Source organism: Specibacter sp. NPDC078709 (genome assembly GCF_040686795.1).
GTDB lineage: Bacteria > Actinomycetota > Actinomycetes > Actinomycetales > Micrococcaceae > Specibacter.
Map to the genome: position 1 here is coordinate 141,010 of NZ_JBFBLU010000005.1, position 24,299 is coordinate 165,308.

General features: G+C 63.7%; 24 protein-coding genes and 2 pseudogenes. 13 read left to right on the plus strand and 13 right to left on the minus strand.

The features are described 5' to 3' along the window. Nucleotides 1-301: 301 nt before the first annotated feature. Nucleotides 302-931 carry a hypothetical protein gene (locus AB0P14_RS11100; RefSeq protein ID WP_363841773.1) on the minus strand — a complete coding sequence of 210 codons (630 nt, stop codon included), beginning with the start codon at nucleotides 929-931 and terminating at the stop codon, nucleotides 302-304. Between the two features lie 99 nt (nucleotides 932-1,030). Here AB0P14_RS11100 and AB0P14_RS11105 point away from each other — a divergent pair, with 99 nt between their 5' ends. The 4 genes from AB0P14_RS11105 to AB0P14_RS11120 all read left to right on the plus strand — a co-directional run bounded on the left by AB0P14_RS11105 (nucleotide 1,031) and on the right by AB0P14_RS11120 (nucleotide 6,655). Beyond that, nucleotides 1,031-2,248 carry an alpha/beta hydrolase gene (locus AB0P14_RS11105; protein WP_363841776.1) on the plus strand — a complete coding sequence of 406 codons (1,218 nt, stop codon included), beginning with the start codon at nucleotides 1,031-1,033 and terminating at the stop codon, nucleotides 2,246-2,248. A gap of 195 nt (nucleotides 2,249-2,443) precedes the next feature. Then, a complete protein-coding gene (locus AB0P14_RS11110) occupies nucleotides 2,444-3,370 on the plus strand; it encodes an NADP-dependent oxidoreductase (protein ID WP_363842172.1) in 927 nt (308 codons plus the stop codon). A gap of 98 nt (nucleotides 3,371-3,468) precedes the next feature. Beyond that, the gene (locus AB0P14_RS11115) at nucleotides 3,469-4,692 is read left to right on the plus strand and encodes a hypothetical protein (protein ID WP_363841779.1); all 1,224 of its coding nucleotides are present in this window, start codon (nucleotides 3,469-3,471) and stop codon (nucleotides 4,690-4,692) included. Between the two features lie 136 nt (nucleotides 4,693-4,828). Further along, entirely contained in the window at nucleotides 4,829-6,655 is a 1,827-nt protein-coding gene (locus AB0P14_RS11120) for a plasmid pRiA4b ORF-3 family protein (RefSeq protein ID WP_363841782.1), read from the plus strand. An 83-nt stretch (nucleotides 6,656-6,738) separates the two neighbouring features. Here the strand turns inward: AB0P14_RS11120 and AB0P14_RS11125 are convergent, their stop codons facing one another. Together AB0P14_RS11125 and AB0P14_RS11130 are read right to left on the minus strand one after the other, a co-directional pair. Beyond that, nucleotides 6,739-7,656: a ketopantoate reductase family protein gene (locus AB0P14_RS11125; RefSeq protein WP_363841784.1), complete on the minus strand. Its 918-nt coding sequence runs from the start codon at nucleotides 7,654-7,656 to the stop codon at nucleotides 6,739-6,741. Beyond that, nucleotides 7,653-8,144: a DUF2127 domain-containing protein gene (locus AB0P14_RS11130; protein ID WP_363841787.1), complete on the minus strand. Its 492-nt coding sequence runs from the start codon at nucleotides 8,142-8,144 to the stop codon at nucleotides 7,653-7,655. Before AB0P14_RS11130 ends, AB0P14_RS11125 begins: the two co-directional genes overlap by 4 nt. Before the next feature lie 244 nt (nucleotides 8,145-8,388). On the opposite strand from AB0P14_RS11130, the gene AB0P14_RS11135 reads away from it, so the two are divergent. The 5 genes from AB0P14_RS11135 to AB0P14_RS11155 are packed head-to-tail and all read left to right on the plus strand — an operon-like array spanning nucleotide 8,389 to nucleotide 14,043. Then, complete coding sequence (locus AB0P14_RS11135; RefSeq protein WP_363841790.1) at nucleotides 8,389-9,885, plus strand: fumarylacetoacetate hydrolase family protein; 1,497 nt, start codon at nucleotides 8,389-8,391, stop codon at nucleotides 9,883-9,885. Further along, entirely contained in the window at nucleotides 9,882-11,378 is a 1,497-nt protein-coding gene (gene hpaE, locus AB0P14_RS11140; RefSeq protein WP_363841792.1) for a 5-carboxymethyl-2-hydroxymuconate semialdehyde dehydrogenase, read from the plus strand. The genes AB0P14_RS11135 and hpaE overlap by 4 nt, the downstream gene beginning before the upstream one ends. Beyond that, nucleotides 11,375-12,478 carry a 3,4-dihydroxyphenylacetate 2,3-dioxygenase gene (gene hpaD / locus AB0P14_RS11145; protein ID WP_363841795.1) on the plus strand — a complete coding sequence of 368 codons (1,104 nt, stop codon included), beginning with the start codon at nucleotides 11,375-11,377 and terminating at the stop codon, nucleotides 12,476-12,478. The genes hpaE and hpaD overlap by 4 nt, the downstream gene beginning before the upstream one ends. A gap of 12 nt (nucleotides 12,479-12,490) precedes the next feature. Further along, nucleotides 12,491-13,276: a 2-oxo-hept-4-ene-1,7-dioate hydratase gene (hpaH, locus tag AB0P14_RS11150; RefSeq protein ID WP_363841797.1), complete on the plus strand. Its 786-nt coding sequence runs from the start codon at nucleotides 12,491-12,493 to the stop codon at nucleotides 13,274-13,276. Continuing rightward, nucleotides 13,261-14,043 (plus strand): HpcH/HpaI aldolase/citrate lyase family protein, encoded by a 783-nt coding sequence (locus AB0P14_RS11155; protein ID WP_363841799.1) that lies wholly within the window; start codon nucleotides 13,261-13,263, stop codon nucleotides 14,041-14,043. The genes hpaH and AB0P14_RS11155 overlap by 16 nt, the downstream gene beginning before the upstream one ends. A 30-nt stretch (nucleotides 14,044-14,073) precedes the next feature. On the opposite strand, the gene AB0P14_RS11160 is transcribed toward AB0P14_RS11155, so the two are convergent. Then, entirely contained in the window at nucleotides 14,074-14,439 is a 366-nt protein-coding gene (locus AB0P14_RS11160; protein ID WP_363841801.1) for a YciI family protein, read from the minus strand. A 207-nt stretch (nucleotides 14,440-14,646) separates the two neighbouring features. On the opposite strand from AB0P14_RS11160, the gene AB0P14_RS11165 reads away from it, so the two are divergent. Continuing rightward, entirely contained in the window at nucleotides 14,647-14,814 is a 168-nt protein-coding gene (locus tag AB0P14_RS11165; RefSeq protein WP_363841804.1) for a hypothetical protein, read from the plus strand. Nucleotides 14,815-14,898: 84 nt separating this feature from the next. Here the strand turns inward: AB0P14_RS11165 and AB0P14_RS11170 are convergent, their stop codons facing one another. Together AB0P14_RS11170 and AB0P14_RS11175 are read right to left on the minus strand one after the other, a co-directional pair. Then, nucleotides 14,899-15,429, minus strand: coding sequence for a hypothetical protein (locus AB0P14_RS11170; protein WP_363841806.1), 531 nt, complete (start codon nucleotides 15,427-15,429; stop codon nucleotides 14,899-14,901). Beyond that, complete coding sequence (locus AB0P14_RS11175) at nucleotides 15,422-15,772, minus strand: PadR family transcriptional regulator (RefSeq protein WP_363841809.1); 351 nt, start codon at nucleotides 15,770-15,772, stop codon at nucleotides 15,422-15,424. Before AB0P14_RS11175 ends, AB0P14_RS11170 begins: the two co-directional genes overlap by 8 nt. Before the next feature lie 85 nt (nucleotides 15,773-15,857). On the opposite strand from AB0P14_RS11175, the gene AB0P14_RS11180 reads away from it, so the two are divergent. From AB0P14_RS11180 to AB0P14_RS11190, 3 genes and pseudogenes are all read left to right on the plus strand, one after another. Next, nucleotides 15,858-16,583 carry a DNA methyltransferase gene (locus tag AB0P14_RS11180; RefSeq protein WP_363841811.1) on the plus strand — a complete coding sequence of 242 codons (726 nt, stop codon included), beginning with the start codon at nucleotides 15,858-15,860 and terminating at the stop codon, nucleotides 16,581-16,583. Nucleotides 16,584-16,883: 300 nt separating this feature from the next. Next, nucleotides 16,884-17,060: pseudogene (locus AB0P14_RS11185) on the plus strand (type II toxin-antitoxin system ParD family antitoxin); the annotation flags it as partial. Between the two features lie 58 nt (nucleotides 17,061-17,118). Then, nucleotides 17,119-17,544, plus strand: coding sequence for a type II toxin-antitoxin system RelE/ParE family toxin (locus tag AB0P14_RS11190; protein WP_363841814.1), 426 nt, complete (start codon nucleotides 17,119-17,121; stop codon nucleotides 17,542-17,544). Nucleotides 17,545-17,830: 286 nt separating this feature from the next. On the opposite strand, the gene AB0P14_RS11195 is transcribed toward AB0P14_RS11190, so the two are convergent. The 7 genes and pseudogenes from AB0P14_RS11195 to AB0P14_RS11225 all read right to left on the minus strand — a co-directional run. Continuing rightward, on the minus strand, nucleotides 17,831-18,088 hold the full coding sequence (locus AB0P14_RS11195; protein ID WP_363841817.1) for a type II toxin-antitoxin system RelE/ParE family toxin: 258 nt from the start codon (nucleotides 18,086-18,088) through the stop codon (nucleotides 17,831-17,833). Continuing rightward, complete coding sequence (locus tag AB0P14_RS11200; protein WP_363841820.1) at nucleotides 18,085-18,333, minus strand: type II toxin-antitoxin system Phd/YefM family antitoxin; 249 nt, start codon at nucleotides 18,331-18,333, stop codon at nucleotides 18,085-18,087. The genes AB0P14_RS11195 and AB0P14_RS11200 overlap by 4 nt, the downstream gene beginning before the upstream one ends. Nucleotides 18,334-18,426: 93 nt before the next feature. Further along, entirely contained in the window at nucleotides 18,427-19,026 is a 600-nt protein-coding gene (locus AB0P14_RS11205; RefSeq protein WP_363841823.1) for a class I SAM-dependent methyltransferase, read from the minus strand. Nucleotides 19,027-19,213: 187 nt separating this feature from the next. Continuing rightward, a complete protein-coding gene (locus tag AB0P14_RS11210) occupies nucleotides 19,214-21,106 on the minus strand; it encodes an FAD-binding monooxygenase (RefSeq protein ID WP_363841826.1) in 1,893 nt (630 codons plus the stop codon). Between the two features lie 192 nt (nucleotides 21,107-21,298). Beyond that, complete coding sequence (locus AB0P14_RS11215) at nucleotides 21,299-22,378, minus strand: phosphotransferase family protein (RefSeq protein WP_363841829.1); 1,080 nt, start codon at nucleotides 22,376-22,378, stop codon at nucleotides 21,299-21,301. Then, nucleotides 22,378-23,634: an acyl-CoA dehydrogenase family protein gene (locus AB0P14_RS11220; RefSeq protein ID WP_363841831.1), complete on the minus strand. Its 1,257-nt coding sequence runs from the start codon at nucleotides 23,632-23,634 to the stop codon at nucleotides 22,378-22,380. Before AB0P14_RS11220 ends, AB0P14_RS11215 begins: the two co-directional genes overlap by 1 nt. Next, nucleotides 23,631-24,296: pseudogene (locus AB0P14_RS11225) on the minus strand (SDR family oxidoreductase); the annotation flags it as partial. The pseudogene AB0P14_RS11225 and the gene AB0P14_RS11220, both read right to left, overlap by 4 nt. Between the last annotated feature and the right edge of the window lie 3 nt (nucleotides 24,297-24,299).

Sequence of the window (24,299 nt, forward strand, 5' to 3'; positions counted from 1 at the left end):
TGTTGTTTAAGTGGTTTGCTCATGCCGCACCCCGCAGGGCCCGGCCGGCTGTATTATCACTGGGCCCGTCTGCACCCGGGCCATCCTCTATTCTGCCATGTCCTGAATTTTCTGCCCACCCGGCTCAACGGCGGCCGGATGGTTGCATTCCACGCAGTGCGGCGGGAACTGAAACGTGCAAGGCACTCGCACTGCTCACCGATTTGTTGGTGAATGCTACTTCAGCCATGGCGGCCCCACTTTTCGTAACGCACAGCCTCACCTCGACCGGCTCGACCGGCTCAGCGCTAGCTGCGCGGAGCTAGCTGCTGAAGCCGAGAATGTCCGCCACTTTGTGCCAACCTTCGACGCCGGCAAACCTCTCGGCCTGCTCCAGGCCAGCGATCAAGTACAGAGTGTCGGCGCCGTGGGTGAAGGCTTCTTCGCCCAGCCCTGCAACCATGGCCTGTTCGAAGGCGGGGACATGCTCTTCATGTCCGTCGTCGACCACCAGTGCGGCCATGACCGCCAGTCCGTCGCCTAGGCACAGCCGACCCCTAGCCACCGGGCGGTCAAAAAGTGCCACCTCAACCAGGTCGTAATTCTCCATGGGAGCTTCAGCGAGGTATGCGTCCGGCGGCAGATCAGGGACCAAATCCAGGTCCTCCGTCTCGGCGGACAACAACACGTTTGAGATGGTGGCCCGCAGCCCCTGCGACTGGGCAAATTCGGTAGCTCCGCCGGGATCATCGGTGACCAAGAGAAGCTCGCTGCCGGCGGAAACCGGCTCAAAAGCAGCGCCATCGCCCGGCCACACCATCACCTGCTGCGCCCCGATCGTGACCACAGCACCGGTCGCGGTGGGCTCCACATCCTGCAAGGTAGCCCAAGCGCGGGCCCAGTCGTGAAAAGAATCCTGCCAGAGAGCCATGTCTTTGCCTTTCTCGCCCATGCCAGTGTCGCCCACGCCTCGCGGTCAAAACTGGCCGCACGTTAGGGCGCATCTTCAGCATACAACCGCTTCCGCCCGTGATACGGCTAGCATCAAAGCATGACCTCATGGCAGCAAGATGTCCTCGGCCCGAACTTTGAGCAGCTGACCCTGGACCTGCCTGCCGGATCGCCCGCCACGCTGGTCCGGCACGTAGGCGAGTCGTCACCGGGAGCCTCGAGCGCTCTCGCCGGGGTTGACATTTTGTATGTCCACGGCTGGTCCGACTACTTTTTTCAGCACGAATTAGCCGAGTTCTGGCACCGTGCCGGCGCGAATTTTTATGCCCTTGACCTGCACAACTATGGCCGCAGCCTCCGTCCGGGCCTGCTCCCCGGGCAGGTTTCCTCCCTCACCGAGTACGACGACGACATCGCCGCCGCGCTTTCGGCCATGGGGCGCAGCGGGATTCCCGAAGCGGCCCCAGCCGGGCTTGGGGTTGAGGACTCTGCCGGGCAGCAGACCGCAGTTGCGGATGGTCCCGATGAGGAGGCAGAGCAGCAAAGTTTTGAGCTGGCCTTCCTGGAGGAGGCCCGGCACCGGCTCAGTGCGGCCTTTGACGCTTTGGCCGGGCGGGAGCGCCCCGAGGAGACACCCGAGCCCAGCGGTGAACGTCCTCTGGTGCTGCTGGGTCATTCGACAGGCGGGCTGACCTTGAGCCTCTGGGCCGCGCGGCACCCAGGTGCGGCAGCCGCCGTCGTACTCAATAGTCCGTGGCTGGAATTCCAGGCAAGCGAGGTGGGCCGGGCCATGGTGGCGCCGCTCATACAGGCGCGGACCAGGTTCAGGCCGATGGTGCCTTTTCCCTCGATCGATCCTGGTTTCTATACGCGGGCGGTTTCCAAGCGGTTCGACGGCGAGTGGGAGTATGAATCGCTGTGGCGCCCGGACCGCGGATTCCCAGTGACGCCGTCGTTCCTGCACGCCGTTTTTCAAGGACAAGCGCACGTGGCACAAGGGCTGGGACTAGACGTTCCGGTGCTGGTGATGCTCTCCGATAAAAGCTATCTACAGCCAAAATGGTCCTCCACTGCGCTGGCCGCAGATGTGGTGTTGAATGTGGACACGGTGGCCAAACGTGCTCTCGATCTGGGCTCCAAGGTGACGCTGCACAGAATTCCCGGCGCCTTCCATGACGTTTTCTTGTCCCCGTCCAAAATTCGGGAACAGGCATACGCCGGCATGGGCCGCTGGGTCGAGGCCGCGCTGGATACGGCCGCACGAGACCGGTGGCGGGAACAGGCACACCGCGCCCCGGAGTTCAAGGCCCGCATCTAGGCTATGCGTCGTACCCGCCACAGGTTCAGCACATACTGCACATACTGCACATACATAGAAGAGTCTTCACTGGACAGGATAACAAGCGGGGTGAATCAGTAGCTGTACTCCGAGGTGAAGCCGATGCCAAACACCGACTGACACAGACTAAGAGCCACACACGCTACGAAAGGAACAAACGCCATGAGTTCGATGATGAAAGCCATGAGCTACTCCCAGTACGGCGGCACGGAGGTGTTAACCCAATCGCAGCTGCCAACACCCAAGGTCGCCCCGGGGTCGGTGCTGATCCGCGTGAAGGCGGCCGGCGTCAACCCGGTGGATTGGAAGATCATGTCCGGCGGTTTGGATGCCTTGATGGACGTCAATTTTCCTGTCATCCCTGGCTGGGATGTGGCCGGCGTGGTTGCAGCCGTGGGCTTCGACACCCCTGAATTCACGGTGGGCGATGAGGTTTACTCCTATGGCCGCCGTGACACCGTCCATGGCGGAACGTTTGCCGAGCTCGTGGCCCTGCCGGCTGCCATTGTTGCCCACAAACCAGCCGGGCTTTCTTGGGAACAGGCGGCGGCACTCCCCTTGACCGGCCTGACAGCCCAACGCACTCTTGATGCGCTCGGCGTTGCAGAAGAACAGACGCTATTGATCCACAACGGCTCCGGCGGCGTGGGCCGCACAGCCATCCAGCTTGCCGTCAACGACGGCGTCCGTGTCATCGCTACTGCCTCCCCCAAAAATCACGACCGGATGCGTGAACTTGGTGCAATTCCGCTCTCCTACGGTCCCGGTTTGGTGGAGCGTGTGCAGGAACTTGGGCTGGAAGGAGTGGACGCGGTGGCAGATTTTGCCGGTGGGGTGCTAACCGAAACCCGTGCCCTGCTGAAAGCTGGAGGGCGGCACGCCTCTATCGCCGACTGGTCTGTCACACAGCACGGCGGCCAGTACGTGTGGGTGCGCCCCGATGCCAGTGAGCTGGAACGGCTGAGTTTGCTGGTCGAAGATGGCACCTTGAGCGTTGATGTGGCCCAGACCTTTCCGATGCAGGATGCTGCTCAAGCTTTCGAAGCCAGCATGTCTGGCCACGGCACCGGCAAAATTGTCCTGACCGAGTTCACCAACTAGTCCGAGTTCACCAACTAGCCACTGGGCTGGTGCCCTACCGTTGCAGGCGAATGCGGCTACGGTTAAGGGGTCCCATCACGCCGACCGCAAGGAACCCTGTGGCCAAGAAGACCAAGAAGTCCCGATTCGGCAACCCTGCCAAAGCCAGCGCCGACGCCGCCACCCGTTCGGTCAACCGGCCGTCCCTCGAAGCACGCTTGAACCGGGCCATGGAATCGCTGTCGCCGGGGTTCGTAGCGTGGCTGGAAGCCCAGAGCCGCCCGGACAAATCGATCGATATGAGCCTGGCAATCTTGGACGATTTCTTTGACATGTACCGCATGCTGGAGCCCCACACCGACCCCACAAATCTGGATCCGGCCGCTGTTCAGGAAGTCATGGAGGTCACCAGTCACGCGAACCCGCTGGGTGTTCTGACGCTACGCGCAGGCGTGCGGGACTACGTTGATTATTTGACTCAGGCCAAGCTCTGGACCGGGACCGCCGAGGACCTGGGGACCGTTCAAAGCGAGCTTGCGCGCACGGGAGTAGACCCCGCCGAGAGTGATTGGGCCCCTGAGGACTACGAATTTGCCGACGTTTTTGTTCCGGAACTTTCCTCGGAAGAAATCCTTGAAACCGTAACAAAGACCCCCTTGTGGCAGAACACCATGGCCTTGCTAGAGTGGATTGGCGATGGCAAGGAGCTGAATGAAGACAACTCTTTGACTGATGCGGAAGGCGCCGCGGCCACTCTGGTCCACAGTGGCCTGGGGTTGCTGAGCGACGCCACCAAATTGGCCACTGCCGAGGACCGTAGCGCCGCCCGGCTGGCGCTCTACTTGGACATGCTGGATGTCACGGGGCTGATTAGCTTCACCGAAGGTCAGCTGCAGGCCACCAAGCCTGCCCTTGATCCCGAGTCCGACGACGATGTCATCGAGACCATGCGTGAGCTGATGGGCCTGTTTATCTTCACCGTGACGCTGGCCGGTTCCGACAACGGCGACGAGGACGGCGAAGAAGGCGAGCTCGAGTACTGGCAGCTGGAAATGACCGACTGGCTGACGCAGTGTTCATCCGTGGAACCGCCGGAGTCGGCGCTGTTGATCCAGGCGTTGGCGGAGCCCGATTCCGTGCACCCGGATCTGCTGTCCATCGCGACAAACATTGCTCACTGGGCCGATGAGGGCCTGGTCATCGTGGGCGAATTTATTGAAGTTCCGCCCGCCTACCGTGCCGACGTGGTCGATATGCTCAGCGACGATGTTCCGGTTCAGGCCGTGGGCCCGGGCGCGAATTCAGTGAATTCTTCCGCGCGAGATTTGCCTGAGTCGCACTGACCGCCCTTTTCCCAAGCCCCGTTTCCGAGCACCACTCCCAAGCACGACGTCGGCCACGCACCTTTCGCGAAAGGGTGCGGAGCCGGCGTCGGGCTGGGGCTGAATACGACCCTCCGTCCCTATTCTTTAGGAACCCATGGCCAAGAAGTCCAAACCCAGCAAGGCATCCCGTTTCGGCAACCCGGCAAAGGCAGCCGAGGATAAAGCCAAAGCCAGTAGCGCCGGCGTCAACACAGCCCTGAACACAAGCACAAACGTGGTGTCTTTAGCCAACGCCGTGGCTGCGCGGACACTGGCGTCGGTGCTGCCAGCATTCAAGTCTTGGATGATTCAAGCTGGCATTGACCATGAAGAAGCCGATTGGCTCTCCGCTCTGCTGCTGGACTTCTTCAAGAACTACGTACAAAGCGTTCAGGCTTCGGATGCGAGCAATTTAGAGGTCGATATGACCTCTAGAATTTTGGATTCAGCTGGCGGATTCCATCCTGAAATGCGTGTATCCATAGCGCTGGCGCTCAACAGCTATTTGAAATTTCTCATGACCACCCAAGCGTGGACCGGCCCCGTCGATAACCTGATTCAGCTGATCACCATGACTTCCCCGGACGCAACCCAGGCCGCCAATGCGAAGTACGCTCAGCGCGTTTTCAGGCAGCCACAGACCGCCGCACAAGCAGCCGAAGCCGCCGCGGATTTGGTGTTTGTCCATCGGGTGGGGGCTCTTCTGGAATGGATCGGAGAGGGCCGTAAAACCACCCCGTCAGGGTTGCTCCCCCGTAAAGATATCCAGGGGGCCGCGGCCTGCGTCGAGGTGAACGCCGTCGGAGCAGCTACGCGTAGTTCCGTTACTAGTGCCATATCCAGTGATGACGACGAGCCTCGCCAGGTGACGTCCATGACCCAGCTGCCACGCCTGATGGAGTACTGGGAAGTGATGACCGAGGCCGAGCTGATTCACGTTGACCGTCAGCGTGTGCAGCTGACCGGCCAAGGCCGACTCTTTCAAAGCGATCCGAATCAGAGGGCCAGATACGCCGCCATACTGGCCTATTTCTTCCTCTACGACGCTTTGGTTCCGTACGATGACTCCAGGCCGGACAACCCAGTGCGAACCCAAGTCGCAGAGATCATTGCTGCGGCCGCCTCCGGTAATCCCCCGGAGACATCCGCGGTCTTCGGGCAGGGGCCTGCGGCTGGCCCTGAGAAGTACACGGCGATATTTGTTGAGACAAGGATCCGGGACGCCGCCGCCCACGGGCTACTGGAAATAGGTACTCACGTGGTTGTCCCTCCAGTTCTGCGCCACGCCGTGGAGCAACTTCTGGGGCTTTTGGACAAGCACATTGCGAAGCAGTCAAGGGTTCCTCGGGGCCCGTCGAAAGCCACGTTCCAGCTGAAAATTCAGATTGACGGGATCACCCCTCCTGTCTGGCGCAGCGTCACCGTTCCCGCCGAGCTGGGCCTTGATGAGCTCCACGAAATCATCCAAAACCTCTTCGCCTGGAATGAAACTCACCTGCACGAGTTCATGCTGGGCACCCACCCCAACGGCGTCCGCTATGCTCCGGCCGACCCCGAAGCGGACCACTGGGGTGATCCGCCCGCCGATGAGGAGGGCGTAGCCTTGAACACCCTCTTGCACGCCCCGAAGGACACACTGCTGTACACCTACGATTTTGGTGACAACTGGGAGCACACCATCACGTTGGAGAAAATCCTGCCCGCAAAGGCCCCCGGAATCCTGCCGCTGTGCGTGGCCGGCAGCGGTCATCCCCCGCAAGAGGACTCTTCCGGCCCCCACGGCTGGATGGAAAAACTTGCCACCTCAAGAAATCCCAGCGACCCGGACCACGCATACATACGCTCATGGATGGGCTTGCGCAAGGGCCAGCACATTGACCCGACAGCCTTCGATCCGTCCGCCGTCAACAAGCAACTGGCGCCGTTGCGGAAGATGCTTTAGCCCGCTTTCTTGCCTCAAGCACGACGACGGCCCCGCACCTTTCGCGAAAAGGTGCGGGGCCGCCGGGTTACTTCACGCAGGCATCAGGTTCTGGCCACCCCGTGGACGCGCAGCTGCAGTAGAGCCAGGTCCAGGAGCGGCGTGGCCACCCCGAGCTCGGCGGCTCGGCGGGCAAAGTCGCCCACAATGTGCTCGCCCTCATTGGGCAGCCCGGCCGTGACGTCGCGGTACAGCGATGAGGTGAACGCCGAACCCGGGGCGGTCAGGAATGCCAGAGTGTTGGCTTGTTCGGCCTCCGGAACGGGGAACCCGGCAGCAGCTGCCACGGCTGCCGTCTCCGCCACCACACCGGCCACAAAGGCAGCACCTCCGGGCACCGCGGCGATGTCGCCCACGGGCCCGCGCATCAGGCATGTCACCACGCCCGCGGCAACAATGAACACCCATTTTTGCCACATCGCATCCAGTCCGTTGGGCGCCTCAATGACGTCAATGCCGGGCACCGACACCTCGGCCACGAGCCGCTCCAGCCGTGCAGATGGGCCGCCGTCCTGTTCGCCGAGGGTCCACCGCGCCATCGGCGCCAAGATGGCAACGTCGCCGTCTCCGTTAATGGTGCCGATCAGGTGCACCACGGATCCCAGCACCTTCTCCGCACCGAACGCCGCCGCGAGCGCATCCATGTGCGCCATCCCATTCAAGAACGGCACAATCAACGTGTCCGGTCCCACCGCCGGCGCCACATCAGCAATCGCGCTTTGAAGTCCGGCAGCCTTCACGGTGAGAAGAACGACGTCGAACCTCTCACCCAGCTCCCCTGCCGTAAGCACCTTGGGTTCGATCCGCAGCTCCTGCTCAAGCCCAGCAATCCGCAGGCCGCGCCGCTTCAGGAACCCCGCGCGCTGTTCGCGGACCAGGAACGTCACGTCCCGCCCGGCCTCGGCCAGCCGGGCACCAAAATAGCCACCCGTGGCGCCTGCCCCAACAATGAGAATCTTCATGGCGTCCCTATTCTTCGCGCACGGTGCCGGCGGTATTCGTGCCAGGTGAGCACCACGATCAGGATATCGAACACCGTCAGCGCCACGAGGCCGGCCGCCGGCGTGAGGATGAGTTGGTAGAGCTGGTACAGGATGAAGATGATCAGGACGGCTATCATCCACGGGTAGGCCCACAGTTTCTGGCGCAGTAGGGCGGTGACGAGGACAACCTTCACGATGCCGTGAGCCAGCAGGTAGATGGCGCCGAAGAGCACCACATGGTCGGTCAGCCCGGCAGTCCCCTGCAGGACGTGGTTGGCGATGAAGTCGTTGGGGTCTTCCGTCAGTTCCGGCTGGGTGATGAGGATGGCTAGCTGCTTGATCTTGTCCGGGGCAACAAAAAGCAGCAGCGTTCCGCCGATCAATTCCAGCACACCGTCGAGACCTTTGAAGATGATGGCGACGTAGAAGAATCTGTCCCACCAATCGGATTTGCGTGTCGCCTTCACGGTTCCTCCCGCCGTGCTTTCTCTGTCTGGAGGTTAGCACTGCAGGCTAGGCGGAAGCTCAGCGCCGGCCTGGCTGTACGTCGGTTGGTTGACGTGGCGGCAGCGGCGGCGGAAGCTTGAGCGTACATGGTCCCGGACGCCAGCAAGCGGAAAGGACCATCGCAGCGCAACCGCCGCAGCCGCCCCTGGCCGCGGCAGCAGTCAACGGCAGCAGTCAACGGCAACAGTCCAGACGGGATGTTTCGTGGAACAGGTCTCAGCAGGCACATTCAAGGCGGCCGGCAAGGTCATAGCCGTCCACGTGGCCTACCGCTCGCGGGCCGAACAGCGCGGCATCACCCCCGCCCTGCCGTCCTACTTCCTCAAAGCTGCGTCCTCGCTGAGCCTGTCGGGCGCAGACGTTGAACGCCCCGACGGCTGCGAGCTGCTGGCCTTCGAGGGCGAGATCGCCCTGATCATCGGAACCGCGGCCCGCCGCATCAGCCCGGCGGAAGCCTGGTCCCACGTCCAGTACGTCACGGCGGCCAACGACCTCGGCGTGTACGACCTCAAATATGCCGACAAGGGCTCCAATCTCCGCTCAAAATCCGGCGACGGCTTCACCCCGCTAGGCCCGGGACTCATCGCGGCCCCCTCCGTGGACCCAACCGCCCTGCGCCTCCGGACCTGGCTCAACGGGACACTTGCGCAGGAGGACAGCAGCGCAGGCCTGTTGTTCCCGTTCAGCCAGATCATCGCAGACCTGTCCCAGCTCCTGACGCTCGAGCCCGGCGACATCATCCTCACCGGCACCCCCGCCGGCTCCTCCGTTGCCGTGCCGGGCGACGTCATCGAAATTGAGTTGGACGACCCCGCCGCGGGACTGCCCACCGGCCGGCTCCGCACCACCGTAATACAGGGTCAAACCCCCATGGCCACCTACGGAAACCGGCCCAAAATCACCGACGCCGACCGCATCGATGCCTGGGGCTCCCCGGAGGCCGCCGGATTGCCGCCCCAGAGCTTCAGCTCGGACCTCCTGCGCAAACTGTTGAGCGTCGGCACCGCCACCCTGAGCTCGCAACTCCGCAAAAGGGGCCTGAACAACGTCAGCATCGACGGCCTCACCACCACCCAACCCGGCCAGCGCATCGCCGGCCCCGCCCGCACGCTGCGCTTCGTGCCCAACCGCGAGGACCTCTTCACGAGCCACGGCGGCGGCTTCAACGCGCAAAAGCGCATCATCAATTCCCTGCACGACGGCGAGGTGCTGGTCATGGAGGCCCGCGGGGATCCCAGCGCGGGAACCTTGGGTGACGTCCTGGCCCTGCGGGCCCAGGTGCTCGGCGCCGCGGCCATTGTCACCGACGGCGGCGTCCGCGACATCACCGAGGTGGCGGCCCTGGGGCTGTCCGTCTTCCATGCCGGCGCCCACCCGGCCGTCCTGGGCCGGCGCCACATCCCGTGGGACACCGACGTCACCATCTCCTGCGGCGGAGCCACCGTCCAGCCGGGTGACATCATCGTCGGCGACGCCGACGGCGTTCTGGTCATCCCGCCGTCGTACGCGGAAGACGTGGCGGACGCGGCCATCGCCCAGGAACTCGAGGAAACGTTCATCGCCGAGATGGTCGCGCAGGGCCACAGCGTGGAAGGCCTGTTCCCCATGGACGAGACGTGGCGGGCCCGGTTCACGGAATGGGCGGCCGGGCAAACAGGGGCACACACCGCAGACAGAGCAGAAGGAGCGGACACCCCATGACCGGCCACTTCATCCCGGACAAATTGCCCACCCACATCCAGCATTACATCGACGGCGAGCACGTGGATTCGGCGGGTGGGGAGAGCTTTGACGTGCTCGATCCCGTGTCGGACGGCAATTACGCCACGGCCGCCGCTGGGCAAAAGGCGGACGTGGATCGCGCCGTGGACGCCGCCACGCAGGCGTTCAAAAACGGGCCCTGGCCGCACCTGAAACCCCGCGAGCGCGCCCGCATCCTGAACAAGATCGCCGACGCCATCGAGGACCGCGAAGACCGGCTGGCCGAGCTGGAAACGTTCGACACCGGCCTGCCCATCACCCAGGCCCGCGGCCAGGCGCAACGCGCGGCAGAGAATTTCCGCTTCTTCGCAGACCTGGTGGTGGCCCAGGTTGACGACGCCATGAAGGTCCCCGGCGCGCAGCTCAACTACGTGAACCGCAAGCCGATCGGCGTCGCCGGGCTCATCACGCCATGGAACACCCCGTTCATGCTGGAATCGTGGAAGCTGGCGCCCGCGCTCGCCGCCGGCTGCACAGTGGTGCTCAAACCGGCCGAATTCACCCCGCTCTCAGCATCCCTGTGGGCCGGGATCTTCGAGGAAGCAGGCCTGCCCCAGGGCGTGTTCAACCTCGTCAACGGCCTCGGCGAGGACGCCGGCGACGCCCTCGTCAAGCACCCGGGCGTCCCGCTGATCTCCTTCACCGGCGAAACCACCACCGGCCAGACCATCTTCGCCAACGCCGCCGCAAGCCTGAAGGGGCTCTCGATGGAGCTCGGCGGCAAGAGCCCTTGTGTGATCTTCGCCGACGCCGACCTCGACACCGCGATCGACTGCGCCCTGTTCGGAGTCTTCTCCCTCAACGGCGAGCGCTGCACGGCAGGTTCGCGCATCCTCGTGGAACGCAGCATCTACGAGGAATTCTGCGAAAAGTACGCCGCCCGGGCCAGGAACATCGTGGTGGGCGACCCTCACGATCCGCGCACCGAGGTGGGCGCGCTGGTGCACCCCGAGCACTACGCGAAGGTCATGCGCTACGTGGAAATCGGCAAATCCGAGGGCCGCCTACTCGCCGGCGGCGGCCGCCCCGCGGGCCTGGACACCGGCAACTACGTGGCGCCCACCGTCTTTGCCGATGTGGGGCCCGACGCGCGGATCTTCCAGGAGGAGATCTTCGGCCCGGTCGTTGCCATCACGCCTTTCGAGAACGACGCCGAGGCACTGGCTTTGGCCAATGGCGTCAAGTATGGCCTGGCCGCCTATGTGTGGACGAGCGATCTGGCCCGCGCCCACACCTTCGCCCAGAGTCTGGAGGCCGGCATGGTCTGGTTGAACTCGCACAACGTGCGGGACCTGCGGACCCCGTTCGGCGGGGTCAAGGCATCCGGGCTGGGTCATGAGGGCGGCTACCGCTCCATCGACTTCTACACCGACCAGCAGGCAGTCCACATCACGCTGGGGACAGTGCACACGCCCAGGTTTGGAGCGTCATGAGCCGCTTTATCCCCACCCCCAGCGTCCCGCCGCCTGACATTGTGCGCTGCGCCTATATGGAACTGGTGGTCACCGATCTGGCCGCCTCCCGCGAGTTTTATGTGAACCTGTTGGGCCTGCATGTCACGTTCGAGGATGCGGACACCATTTACCTGCGCACCCTGGAGGAGTTCATCCACCACAACTTGGTGCTGCGCCAAGGCCCGGTGGCCGCCGCAGCCGTGGCCGCATTCCGGGTGCGGACCCCTGCCGACGTCGGCGCTGCCGAAGCGTATTACCAGGCGTTGGGCTGCCGCACCGAGCGCCGCCGCGAGGGTTTTGTGAGAGGCATTGGCGACGCCGTCCGGGTGGAGGACCCGCTGGGCTTCCCGTACGAGTTCTTCTACGAGGCGACCCATGTGGAACGGCTGACCCAACGGTACGACCTCTACACCGCGGGCGAGCTGGTCCGGCTGGACCACTTCAACCAGGTCACCCCGGACGTCCCTCGTGGCCAGAAGTACCTGGAGGATCTGGGCTTCCGTGTATCCGAGGACATCCAGGACGGTGCCGGCACCACTTACGCGGTCTGGATGCACCGCAAGCAAACAGTCCACGACACTGCACTCACCCAGGGCGACGGCCCGCGCATGCACCACCTGGCGTTCGCGACGCATGAAAAGCACAACATCATCCAGGTCTGCGACAAGATGGGCGCGCTGCGCATCTCCGACAGGATCGAGCGCGGGCCTGGACGGCACGGCGTCTCCAACGCGTTTTACCTCTACATCCTGGATCCTGACGGGCACCGGGTGGAGATCTACACGCAGGACTACTACACCGGTGATCCAGACAATCCGGTCATCACGTGGGATGTGCACGACAATCAGCGCCGCGACTGGTGGGGCAACCCCGTGGTCCCGTCCTGGTACACCGAGGCTTCCCTGGTGCTGGACCTGGACGGCAACCCACAGCCTGTCTCTTCTCCAGTGGGCACCTCGGAGCAGGCCGTCACTGTCGGCGCCGACGGCTTCTCGTACACCCGCGGCGATCCTGCCAAGGACGGGAACGGCGGCAGAAACGGCGGGAACAAGGGCTTCAAGTTGGGCGGACAGCTATGAGGGGACAACACCATGCTGGATGAGGAAACCATCGCCGCCATTGCCGACGAACTTGTGGATGCGGCACGGACCAGGACACCGGTCCCCCTGCTGACCACACGCCATCCCGGCATGAGCGTTGAGGACGCCTACCGGGTGCAGCGCCTGTGGCGGAAACGCGGCGAGGCCGAAGGCCGGGTGTTGGGCGGGCACAAGATCGGCCTGACGTCCAAGGCCATGCAGCGGGCCACCGGCATTACCGAACCCGACTACGGGGTCATCTTCAAGGACACCATCCTGGAATCAGGCGCCACACTTGACTGGGCGCACTACACCCATCCGCGGGTCGAGGTGGAGCTGGCCTTCCTGCTCAAGGAGGGCATCGGCGGCCCGGATGCCACACTCTTCGACGTCGTGCGCGCCACCGAATACGTCACCCCGGCCCTGGAGATCCTGGACTCGCGCATCGAGATGGAGGGGCGGACCATTGTGGACACCATCAGCGACAATGCAGCCCTGGGCGCCATGGTGGTGGGCGGCACCCCGGTGCACCCGGACGCCGTCGACCTTCGCTGGGTGGCCGCCATCCTGTACCGCAACCAAACAGTGGAGGAGACAGGGGTGGCGGCAGGCGTTCTGGGCCACCCCGCGAACGGCGTGGCGTGGCTGGCCAACAAACTCGCCGCGCACGGGGACACGCTCAAGGCAGGGGAACTCATCCTGGCCGGCTCCTTCACCAGCCCGCTGTGGGTCAGAGCGGGCGACACCATTTATGCCGACTACGGAAAACTGGGAACCATCACATGCCACCTCCAATGACCCCCGACCCCTCTCTCAAGAACGCGCTCGCAGATGCCAAACGTCCGCTCGTGGGCATGTGGGTGTCCTCCGGCAGCGCGCTCATGGCTGAGATTTGTGCCGGGTCCGGCCTGGATGTGGTCCTGGTCGACGGCGAGCACAGCCCGAACGGGCTGGAGGGAATCCTGGCCCAGTTGCAGGCCATCCACGGCTACCCGATCACACCCGTCGTCCGGCCGCCGGTCAACGATCCCGTCATCATCAAGCAGTATCTGGACTTGGGCGTGCAGTCGCTTATGGTCCCCATGGTCCATACGGTGGCCGACGCCGAAGCTGCGGTGGCCGCCGCCCATTACCCGCCGCAGGGCGTGCGCGGCGTGGGCTCGGCACTGGCCCGCTCCTCCCGCTGGAACCGCATCCCGAACTATGCCGAACGCGCCTCGGAAACCGTCACGGTGATGGTGCAGATTGAATCGGCGCACGCGGTGGAGAACGTCGCGGACATCCTGGCCGTGGACGGCATCGACGCCATCTTCCTGGGCCCCGCCGACCTCGCCGCATCCATGGGCAGGCTGGGAGTGCAGGGGCACCCCGAGGTGATGGCCGCCGTCGAACATTGCATTGCGGCGGCGAAGGCGGCAGGCAAGCCGGTGGGCGTGAACGCGTTCGCCCCGGAGACCGCCAAGCACTACATGGACGCCGGCGTGGACCTCATCCTGGTCGGCGCCGACGTCACCCTGCTGGCGAGGGGCAGCGAGGGCTTGGCCGCCACCTACATTCCGGAATAGAGGCACGACGGCGGCACGCCGGGATTCCGTCTAGGCCGGATCTTCCTGGAAGGCGCGAACCTCCACCCGCCCCGCGCAGGCTTGGGAGGCAGCCTTGGCCCACCCCAAGGCGGCGTCGAAGTCGCTGGCTTCAATGACCCAAAACCCGCCGAGGTATTCCGCGAACTGGGCATGCGGCCCATCGGTCACCACAGGTGTGTCGCCGGTGTTGTCGACCGTAGTGGTTGCCTGAATCGGCTGCAACCCTCCGGCGAACACCCAGGCACCTGCTTCACGGAGCTTGTCGTTGAATGCATCGACCGCGTCAATGATCGGCTGGATCACGGCTAGATCCATGTTTTCCATGGTCGGGCCCTCTGCCGCGTTGTGGCTTACCGAGATCATGTACTGCGTCATTTCGGCTCTCCTGCCGAGTGCCAGTTCGTGCTCGTCGCAGTCACTCTACCTATTAACAGGGCCGCCAACAGGGTGCCGGCACAGCCAATTTGTGGCAGGGACGACGGCGACACACCGGCCGGGTGCCATCTGCAGCGTGACGCTGTGGTTACTGTGGTGCAACTGACTATCCGAGACTTTTTGGAAAACACCGAGCAGGAGCCATCCATGAACACAGGCAAGAATGCACAACTCGCCGCAGACTATGCCAACAAGGCGGCTGAGGTTGCCAGCAAATTAAAGCCGGGCACGTGGGACTCCGTTCAATCCTTGGCCCTCTTGTCCATTGCCCACAGCCTTGTTGTCCAGGACGCCGCCGGCAAACCCGCCCCCTGAGCAACTTGGACACGGTGGCGTTGTTGGAGCCCCCGTTCACCGGCAGATTGCCCGCAGTTGGCCGGCCACCCTGCCTACAGCGGCTCAGTGCCGCCTGAACGCCCGCCAGATTCGGGCTCCCGCGAGGAATGCAACAAGGATGACCAGGGTGGGCACCACCAGCCACGCCCAGCCTCCGGTCCAGCCGACACCCAGCGTATCTGCCGAAGCGAATGCCTGGACCGGAATGAACAGGAACGACGATTCTGCCCTTGCCGGTGCCGCGCTTTCAACGGCGGCGAGCATTCCACCGGTGAACGCGAAGAACAGCGCCCAGTAGACCAACAGGGCGGCCCCGGCCGTGACAATTCCAATAGACCACAGCGGGCGCAGCGTCCCTTCATCGGCGTAGCGCGCTGCAAGGATCCGCGGCGCCCCAAGTTCGCGCAGGGCAGCGCCCGTCTCATGGGGATCCGCCACGAGCTCCTCCCGCAGCCCCTTGATGACGGCCTTGCGCTCCCCGCCCCGCAGGCTGCCCTCAAGATGCCACTCGAGGCGCGTCAAATAGGCGTCAATGCGCAGTCGGTCGGCAATGGACCGTCGTGAACCGTTGGCGGGGAAAATGGCGTCAGTCATGGTCGTGCCCTTCATTGGTGAATGCGTTGTCGACGGCGGATGAGACCAGGTGCCACTGATCCTGCGCCGCATTGCGTGCGTTTTGCCCGGCTTCCGTGATGGCGAAGTACTTGCGTGGCGGTCCGGCAGGTGATGCGACCGGGCGGGTGGTGACCAATCCGTCCCGTTCGAGCCGGGCAAGCACCGGGTATATGAGCCCCGTGCTGACGTCCAGCCCCAATCCGGCCAGCCGCTCGAGAATCTCGTAGCCATATGAATCGCGCTCCCCGATCAGGGTGAGTGTGAGAAGCGGCAGAGCCGCACGGACTATTTGGGCATCCTGCTGGGCCTGTATTCGTGACACACTATTAGTAAACTATTAATAGTGAAAATGCGCAATCGTCCTTGCAACCCTGAAACCCCCAGCATGGACGGGTAAACTTCCCCAGATGAAGGGCTTGGACACTCAATTGCTCGGCAGCACGCCACCATCGTCCCCGCTGGACGCCCAACTCAGCGCATCAATCGACACATTCGTGGCAGAGCGTCCCCCGGGCGCCGACGAAGATGTGCACATGGTTTCAGCGCTCGTGGACCACATCATTGAACGGTGCTCCAAACCGGGCGATCTGGTGTTTGATCCCTTCGCAGGGTTTGGCACCACCCTTGAGCGGGCCCTCGCGCTGGAACGGAGGGCGCTCGGCATCGAACTGCTGCCCGAGCGTGCGGAGTACCTGCAGGAACGCATTCCCGGCGCGCGCATTGTGGAGGGCGACGCGCGGGAGCTGCACAGGATTAGCCGCAGTGCAGAACTGCCCCACCTTGACGCCAGCGTCGACCTGATTATCGCCTCTCCGCCGTACATGACCTCAACGTTTCACGACGCCGACCCCCTCACCGGATATGAGAAAAACAACGGCGATTACGGCCGTTACCTGGCCGAGCTTGGTCTGGTCGCAGCCCAGTGCGCAAGCATCGTTGTGCCCGGCGGCTTCGTGGTCTGGAACATGGCGGACATCCACCACAGAGGCCGCACCACCCACCTGATCCGCGACGTCGCACGCGTGCTCGAGCAGCACCTCACCCCCGTGGGCGTCACCGAGATTGTCTGGGACCAATACCCTCACGACCTGATTGCCGACGCACTGCTCGTTTTTCAACGGCCTACCGCGTAACCGTCCCCTTTCAAGGACAAGCACGACGGCGGCACACCCGTCAGGCGCCGAGGCCCAGCCCTGCGATGGGCAAGTGGCGCTCAAAAATGGCAGGGTGGCTCAGCTCAGTTTGGTGTACCAAGTTCTTGTAAAGTGCGTTGCTGTCATCCGCTTATTGTGACTCGTGCGATCGGGCCCGACTTGAAGTTTTTGCAAAGCGCGACGAGGGGCTGCCTGTCCGCCACCTCGTTGACCACCGATTGTGGCCAAGAATTCTCAGTGATTCCATGCCCGGCACCCCCGCATTGGCATATACCGCCAATGGAGGTGGGTGTCGTGGCTACGAGGAATGTTGTCTTGAGTCAACATCAGCACGAACTTGTAGACTTGTTAGTCAGGTCCGGGCGTTATCAGAATGCCAGCGAGGTGCTTCGCGAGGGTCTTCGCCTTCTGGAACGCAGGGAATCGGAGGACGCGGCCAGGCTTGCTGCACTGCGTGATGCTGCAACAAAGGACTGGTCGGATCTCGCCGACGGACGCTACGACGACATTACCGATGACAACCTCGATGGCTGCATTGGACAGCTCGGCGCCCGCGCGGCACGGGCTGGCTGGCTGGCTGATGGTGGGATACCGCCTTACCCGCGTCGCTCAGGCCGATGTCATCGATATCCTTGCGTGGTCTGAAGCGGAGTTCGGTGAGGAAGCACGCAAGCGCTATGAGACTCTGATCGCAAACGGCATCCGCGACGCAGCTTCAAGCACCAGCGACGTCGGGCATATCACCCGCCCCGAAATGGGAGAAGGCGTGTTCTCTTGGCACTTGGCACAGAGTCGCGCAGTGGCCGCTGGACAGACCGTCCGACGACCACGACACTTCCTCATCTGTCGTCGCGAAGAAGAAGTGTTGGTCGTCGGCCGAGTTCTTCACGACGCCATGGATCCCCGGCAACACGTCGAATCCCAGCAGACTCGGGATTAGTCCCTCTCGGCGACACCCATCAATTTCGGAGGCCGCGCCGCTGAGGGTCGGAGGCCTGCCATGCGTCAAGTTGGCGGCGGATCCCATTTCTGGCTGGGAGCGCCAAACGGGACGACTATCGCAGGATGGTGTAGCTGTCATCCCACTCATGCGGCTCACCGTTTTAGGGCTGCCTGCGGTCAAGGCAAGGTTAGGAGCCGGTCGTGAGGAAACCCGATGAGCGAACCCCGTAAAGGGAACGCTCTGGACACCGGGGTGACCGAAAAATGGATTCATTGGTGGGCAGTCAGCGTTCGTAGACGCTGCTGCGATGACCGAGCGTGATCACTGCAACAACGAGGATGTTGTCGTCAACTGTGTAGACGATGCGGTGGTCCCCGATGCGAACCCTGAGGCCGGGACGCCCTTGAAGGGCTTTGGCTCCTGGCGGCCGCGGATCCTCTCCGAGGAGCGCGATCGCTCCACGAATGCGGTCGCGATCCTGATGGTCAATTTGTTTCAACGCGCGAACTGCGGCAGGTCGCAGCTCGACTTGGTAGATCATACCCAGCCCAGATCAGCTTTCACCTGAGCCCAAGGAATATTGGGGCCCTCCTCTGCCATCGCCTCATCGAACGCAGCGACGTCTGCGGCGTCTTCCAGAGCTTCGAGCATCCGGTCGTACTGCTCAGGACTGACAACCACGGCGGCGCGCTGACCGCGGCGCTCGATGAACACCGCTTCGGTCTTCGATCGATCGATGACGTCTGAAAAGTGGTTGCGTGCATCTGCGACGCTGACAATGGACATAGCGCAATTGTACATCCCATATGTTGAAATGTACATGAAGTGGATTCTTTGAAAGGAAAGCCATGCTGATCGCGATACCCACTGAAGGGATGCTTACCGGGCAATCGCGGAGATTGCTGCGTGGGGCCGGCCGCCCGGATCTTGGCGTGCTTCGCTATTGATCACTTCGAACCCGGCGTCATGCAGCAGGCTGCTCATCTGATCGAGCGACCAGCAGTACGCCGGGGTAACAGCATGGTTGAGCGGTTCTGCAGACACACCATCGAAAAAGCCGACGAGCAGGTGTCCTTGAGGTGAAAGAACGCGCGCGAGCTCGGAGAGAACGGGCGGCAATTCTGCTGGTGGCAGGTGAATCAGTGAATACCAGGCGAGCACTCCATGCAGGCTTCCATCGGCATCCTCGAGAGCGCGGAGCGAAGAGACTTGGAATGACACATCGGGGAAGCGAAGCCGGGCGCGCTCAATGAATTCGGGTACGAGGTCAATACCTGAGATGTCGACACCCCGTTTATGCAGAAAGTTGGTCCAATGTCCTGGTCCGCATCCGGCGTCGATGATACGGCCGCTAATCTGCTGAGCCCAATGCTCTATGCGGTTCCGATCAAGCTCATGCATGCCATCGATTGCCCCAAGGATGGCCGTGTACTCGGATGCTCGTGCGGCGTAGGCCTGTTGAACTTGAGAGTCAGTCATGCAAGTAAGCCTAGGGACTCGCTGGTACGACCTTTTGCTCGACATTCGCCCGCGTTGTCGCGAAAGGAGTATTCCGTATTGATGTAGATGAGTTGTACCGTAAGCCTGTCCCTGACCGGACACTCCAGTTGCTGGCCTGCACTTTTGATTCCTCGGCGCGAGTGATGTCCCATAAGACCCGCCCGCATTACCGCCGCGGTGCCATGATCCCCGCAAAGAACACTGCGAGCCCTGCGGTGTCCGACAGCGGCAGCAGGTTGGCCACGTACTGGTCCGGGCGCACCACCACCACGGCCCCACTGCGCGAAATCTCGCGCAACTCGAAGATGTCATTCAAAGGATCGGCGGCGTAGACCAGCTCATAGTCGATCAGCCCAAAGGGGCCGGTCCGCGGCAGGAACAGCGACGGCACACTACCTAAGGGAACGCCCTCAAAGTCCTGCTGGGCAACAAGTTTCACGTCAAAGACGGCGTCGCTGTCGCCATCGGCCGGCGTGTATTTCAGCAGCGGTGATTCCGGCGAAGAAGTCATCCACGCCGCCCAGTCAGAAAGCAAAGACGGCTCCCCCACCGCCGGCGCATCGGCAAAAGCGTAGATGCGCCAGCGCCCGTCGGCCCGGTGGTGGTGGCCCAGCTGCACTGGATTCGCATCCGCCACCCTCACCACCGGCGCGGACTTGAACCGTTTGCCGATTGGAAATCCGGTGGCAAGCTCCTGAAAAGCAGCAGAGCCCGTGATCATGGACGGCTGGTATTCCGTCATGAAACCGGCCGGGAACTCAAACGTCCGCACGTAGAAGTTCTCAAGTTCTGTGGGATCCTCCATGTCTTCGGGCCGCATCGCCATCAGCGTGGACCACTCCATGTCGAAGTCGATCAGGTTCTTCGCGATCACCTGCCGCTCGGCCGAATACGTGGCCAGCAGACTCTCCGGACTGCGCCCCTCCAGCACATGGGCGATCTTCCAAGCCACATTAAAACCATCCTGCATCGAGACGTTCATGCCCTGCCCGGCCTTGGCGCTGTGCGTATGGCAGGCATCGCCCGTGATGAACACCCGCGGCAACCGCCCACCGCGCTCGGCGAGGGGGACGTCGTCGAACCTGTCAGTAAGGCGGTGCCCCACCTCGTAAACGCTGGTCCAGGCGACGCTGCGCACATCGAGCGTGTACGGGTGCAGGATCCTGTTCGCCTTGGCGATGATCTCCTCGATGGTCGTGCTACGGACCGCGTGCACACCGTCCTCCACCACCTCGCCGAGGTCAACATACATGCGGAACAGCGAGCCGCCTTCGCGCGGAATCAGCAGGATGTTCCCGCCGTCCTCGGACTGGATGGCGCACTTGGCGCGGATGTCCGGGAAATCCGTGACGGCCAGGACATCCATGACACCCCACGCATGATTCGCGTGGACGCTGGTGTGCCGAGCACCGATCGATTCGCGCACCCGGCTGTGCGCACCGTCCGCGCCCACCACGTACTTTGCATGCACAACGCGTTCGACGCCGGAACCCTCACCGTGGGTGCCCACCAGCGTCACGGCCACCGGGTACTCGCCCGTTTCGGCAATGGTCAGGCTGCGGAATTCCCAGCCGTAATCGGGCTTGATGCGGGCCGGCGAATAGGCCATGACCTCGGCGAAGTAGTCAAGTACGCGCGCCTGGTTGACGATCAGGTGCGGGAACTCGCTGATGCCTGTGGTGTCGTCAGGGGCCCGTGCTGCCCGAACAATCCGCGAACGGTCCGTTGGGTCCGGCTTCCAAAAGACCGTGGCCGTGATGCGGTAGGCCTCTGTGATGATGCGCTCGGCAAAACCAAACGCCTGAAACGTCTCCACGCTGCGGGCCTGGATTCCGTCGGCCTGGCCAATCTCTAGACGTCCGCGGCGGCGCTCGATGATGCGCGTGTTGATGTTCGGGAACGCGGCCAGCTGGGCGGCGGTGATCATGCCGGCAGGGCCCGTGCCCACAATGAGCACATCCATGGTGTCTGGCAGTTCCGCGGGACGGTCGATCCCGGTCCCGGCAGCCGCCTTGATGCGCGGGTCTCCTGAAACATATCCGTGCTGGTGGAACTGCATCTGGTCTCCTCCTGCCTGGCTGATGGGCCAACCCACTGCGCGTCGGCCGGAACGACCGCCCGGCTGCCCGGCTGCCGCACAACGGGCTCTGCCCTTCATCATGTGCCACGCGGGCAGCCCGATCAAGAGGTGCGGCGGCGCTCCCCAGGCGGCGGGCGGTACAGGCCGGCGGGTAGCTGGAAGCGCGACTCGTTACGGCAGCTGGGCGGCATGCGCGGCGGCGGTTTCCAGCAGCCGCGACACGCCGGACTCCAGCGCCGCCCCAAAATCCCCGCCATCGGAGCGCTCGCCGTTCTTCCAGCGCGTGTAAATGGCCTCGCTGAATACGGCGGCCTTCCACAGCGCGATCGCCTGGTACCAGGGCAGCGCCGACAAATCCAGGCCAAGGTGCGCGTTGTACCGTTGCGCCAACCCGGCACGGTTCAAGTAGCCAGGCTGCGCCGTCACGGGTGTCAGCTCCAGCAACGTGGCGGGCGTTCCGGCCTGCGCATACGTGGCGCTCAGGTAGCCCAGATCGGCCAGCGGATCACCCAGCGTTGCCATCTCCCAATCCAGCACGCTCTTTACATGCGCGGGACCCTGCCGTGCGAACATCAGGTTCCCGAGCCGGTAGTCGCCGTGGATCACGGCATAGCGCTGCGTGTCCGGCCGGTTCGATTCCAGCCAGTTCGCCAGCTGGGCCACCCGCGGCAGATCCCGTGTAGCGCCGCGGTCCCACAGCGCTGCAAACCGTTCGACTTGCCGTTTCAGGTACCCGTCGGGGCGTCCGATTCCGGCAATCTCACCGCTGCCAATGTCCACAGCGTGCAGGCGCAGCACCATGTCCACTGCGGCCTCACTCGTGGCGCGGCGCTGGGCAGGCGCGTCCAGGTGCGCCGGAATTTCATCCGTGATGACCTCGCCCTCCACATGGTTCATCACGTAGAAAGGTACCTCGAGCACGTGATCATCCGCGCACACGGCCAGGATTTTCGGCACCGGAATGCCCAGCGGCGCCAGCAGTGATTGAATGTGCGCCTCCCGGACCATGTCGTGCGTGGACGGCGGCAGCGGTGGCCGCGGTCCTCTGCGAAGCACGACGTCGGATCCCTTGCGTTTGATCCGGAAGGTCACGTTGGACTGGCCCCCACCGATGCGACGGGCGTGCACGGGCCCGGCTCCGATGCCGTGGGCATCGAGGAATTCTTCCACCCGTTCCAGAATCAGCAGCGGCGTTGTATCCTGCCGGGCTGCTTCTTCCGTTGTCTGCACAATGTCCTGGTTGGTGCCCATCAGCGTTCCCCTTCATGGATCTTCGCGGTGCCTTGGAACGGTTCCCCGGCCGCAACGGCCCGGCGGCGTCCCGAGGCCGCGCGGCGGGCGATGGCCCATTTGTGGGTCTCGGTGGAGCCGTCGTAGATGCGGAACGGGCGCACCTCGTTCAAGTATTGGGCCAGCGGCAGCCCGTCGGAGACGCCGTCGCCGCCGCAGAGCTGCACGGCCCTGTCGATCACGCGGTATACGGCTTCGGAGACGTGCACCTTTGCCACGGAAGACAGCGCCGAACCGGCCTTCGGGCGTGCGGCCAGCAGTGCCGCGCACTTTGCGATGATGGCGTCGGACGTCTCAATGTCTATGACCGATTGCGCGATCAGCTCCTGTGCGATGCCCAGCTGCGAGAGGTGCGCCCCGAAAATCTCCCGGGTGTTGGCGCGGTCCAGCATGATGTCCATGGCGCGCCGGGCCAACCCCAGCCACCGCATGCAATGGGTCAGCCGCGCCGGACCCAACCGCACCTGGGCGTACTTGAATCCAAGCCCGGCCTCGCCGAGGACAGCGGATCCAGGGACGCGCACGCCGTCGAAATGCACGTTGGGGTGACCGCCGGGCAGGTACCTGTCCACCGTGTGGATGGGGGCGCCGATCCGCACTCCCGGAGTGTCCATGGGCACCAGGAACATCGTGGCGCCGGCAGGTGCCGGCCCGCCGTCCGTGTCCGCCACGGTGCGCGCCATGACGATGGCAAAGGAGGCGAAGGTGGCACCGCTCGTGAACCGTTTGTGCCCGGTGATCAGCCAGCCACTGCCGTCCCGGACAGCGGTGGTGTTCAGCGCATCGGGATCGGATCCGGCACCTGGGTGCGGCTCCGTCATGGCAAAACACGAGCTGATCTCCCCGGCCGCAAGCGGCGCCAGGAACTGCCTCTTTTGCGCAGTGTTCCCGATCAGGTTGAGCATGTGCATATTGCCCTCATCCGGCGCCATGGCATTGAGCACAGCCGGACCGATCGGCGAATATCCCGCCTCCTGGAACACGGGCGACCAGTGCTCCACGGCCAGCCCCTGCCCGCCGAATTCCACGGGCACGTGTGGGGCAAAAACGCCGGCGTCCCGCGCAGCGGCCTGCAATTCACGCCGGACGGCCAGATTCAACGCCTGCCCGGGCCGGGGCTCGGCAGGGATCACCGTGTTGCGGATGAAGGCGCGTGTGCGCTGGCGAAGATCTTCAACGGCACCCGGGTAGGCACCGGCAACAGGAACCGTGTTCATCCCAGCCCTCCCGCGTTGCGCAGGCCACCATCGAGCGTAAGCACCTGCCCCGTCACCCAGGCCGCATCGGCGGAGGCGAGGTAGGCAACTGCTGCGGCAACGTCGTCGGGCTCCCCCAGCCGCCCCAGCGGATAGGAGGCTGCAACCTCGGCCTCACGTCCTTCATACAAGGCTCCAGCAAATCGGGTCTTGACCACTGCCGGCGCCACCGCGTTCACCCGGATTTCCGGCGCCAACTCCATGGACAGCGTACGGCTAAGGTGTGAAACGGCAGCCTTGCTGACGCCGTACAGGCCCAGGCCCGGGGCGGGCACGTCGCCGCTGACCGAGCTTACATTCACCACATTCCCGCGCCGCGCCCGGAACTTCAGCCCTGGGTGCGCCAGCACGGCCTGCGTCCAGGCGAGCGTGCCGAGCACGTTGACCTCGAAGATCTTGCGTGCTGCATCCAGCTCGGCTGTTTCCAGCGGCCCGTAGACGGGGTTGATGCCGGCATTGTTGACCAGAATGTCCAGCCCGCCAAAATGATGTTCTGCTGCGGCCAGCACCTCTGCACGGTGGTCCGGGTCGTCCGCGTGCCCGGCAACGGCAAGGGCGCTTTCGCCTAGTTCCGCCAAGGCCGCATCCAGCGGTTCCTGGCGGCGGGCGGTAATCAGGACGCGCGC

Bases quoted from the DNA above. Each gene is read 5' to 3' on its own strand.
- AB0P14_RS11165 (WP_363841804.1), top strand. From the start codon at position 14,647: ATGAACACAGGCAAGAATGCACAACTCGCCGCAGACTATGCCAACAAG.
- AB0P14_RS11195 (WP_363841817.1), bottom strand. From the start codon at position 18,088: ATGATCTACCAAGTCGAGCTGCGACCTGCCGCAGTTCGCGCGTTGAAA.
- AB0P14_RS11160 (WP_363841801.1), bottom strand. From the start codon at position 14,439: ATGACGCAGTACATGATCTCGGTAAGCCACAACGCGGCAGAGGGCCCG.
- AB0P14_RS11100 (WP_363841773.1), bottom strand. From the start codon at position 931: ATGGGCGAGAAAGGCAAAGACATGGCTCTCTGGCAGGATTCTTTTCAC.
- AB0P14_RS11215 (WP_363841829.1), bottom strand. From the start codon at position 22,378: ATGGGCACCAACCAGGACATTGTGCAGACAACGGAAGAAGCAGCCCGG.
- AB0P14_RS11180 (WP_363841811.1), top strand. From the start codon at position 15,858: ATGAAGGGCTTGGACACTCAATTGCTCGGCAGCACGCCACCATCGTCC.
- AB0P14_RS11155 (WP_363841799.1), top strand. From the start codon at position 13,261: ATGCCACCTCCAATGACCCCCGACCCCTCTCTCAAGAACGCGCTCGCA.
- AB0P14_RS11205 (WP_363841823.1), bottom strand. From the start codon at position 19,026: ATGACTGACTCTCAAGTTCAACAGGCCTACGCCGCACGAGCATCCGAG.
- AB0P14_RS11110 (WP_363842172.1), top strand. From the start codon at position 2,444: ATGAAAGCCATGAGCTACTCCCAGTACGGCGGCACGGAGGTGTTAACC.
- AB0P14_RS11105 (WP_363841776.1), top strand. From the start codon at position 1,031: ATGACCTCATGGCAGCAAGATGTCCTCGGCCCGAACTTTGAGCAGCTG.
- hpaD (WP_363841795.1), top strand. From the start codon at position 11,375: ATGAGCCGCTTTATCCCCACCCCCAGCGTCCCGCCGCCTGACATTGTG.
- AB0P14_RS11125 (WP_363841784.1), bottom strand. From the start codon at position 7,656: ATGAAGATTCTCATTGTTGGGGCAGGCGCCACGGGTGGCTATTTTGGT.
- AB0P14_RS11210 (WP_363841826.1), bottom strand. From the start codon at position 21,106: ATGCAGTTCCACCAGCACGGATATGTTTCAGGAGACCCGCGCATCAAG.
- AB0P14_RS11170 (WP_363841806.1), bottom strand. From the start codon at position 15,429: ATGACTGACGCCATTTTCCCCGCCAACGGTTCACGACGGTCCATTGCC.
- hpaE (WP_363841792.1), top strand. From the start codon at position 9,882: ATGACCGGCCACTTCATCCCGGACAAATTGCCCACCCACATCCAGCAT.
- AB0P14_RS11120 (WP_363841782.1), top strand. From the start codon at position 4,829: ATGGCCAAGAAGTCCAAACCCAGCAAGGCATCCCGTTTCGGCAACCCG.
- AB0P14_RS11200 (WP_363841820.1), bottom strand. From the start codon at position 18,333: ATGTCCATTGTCAGCGTCGCAGATGCACGCAACCACTTTTCAGACGTC.
- AB0P14_RS11190 (WP_363841814.1), top strand. From the start codon at position 17,119: ATGACAACCTCGATGGCTGCATTGGACAGCTCGGCGCCCGCGCGGCAC.
- hpaH (WP_363841797.1), top strand. From the start codon at position 12,491: ATGCTGGATGAGGAAACCATCGCCGCCATTGCCGACGAACTTGTGGAT.
- AB0P14_RS11220 (WP_363841831.1), bottom strand. From the start codon at position 23,634: ATGAACACGGTTCCTGTTGCCGGTGCCTACCCGGGTGCCGTTGAAGAT.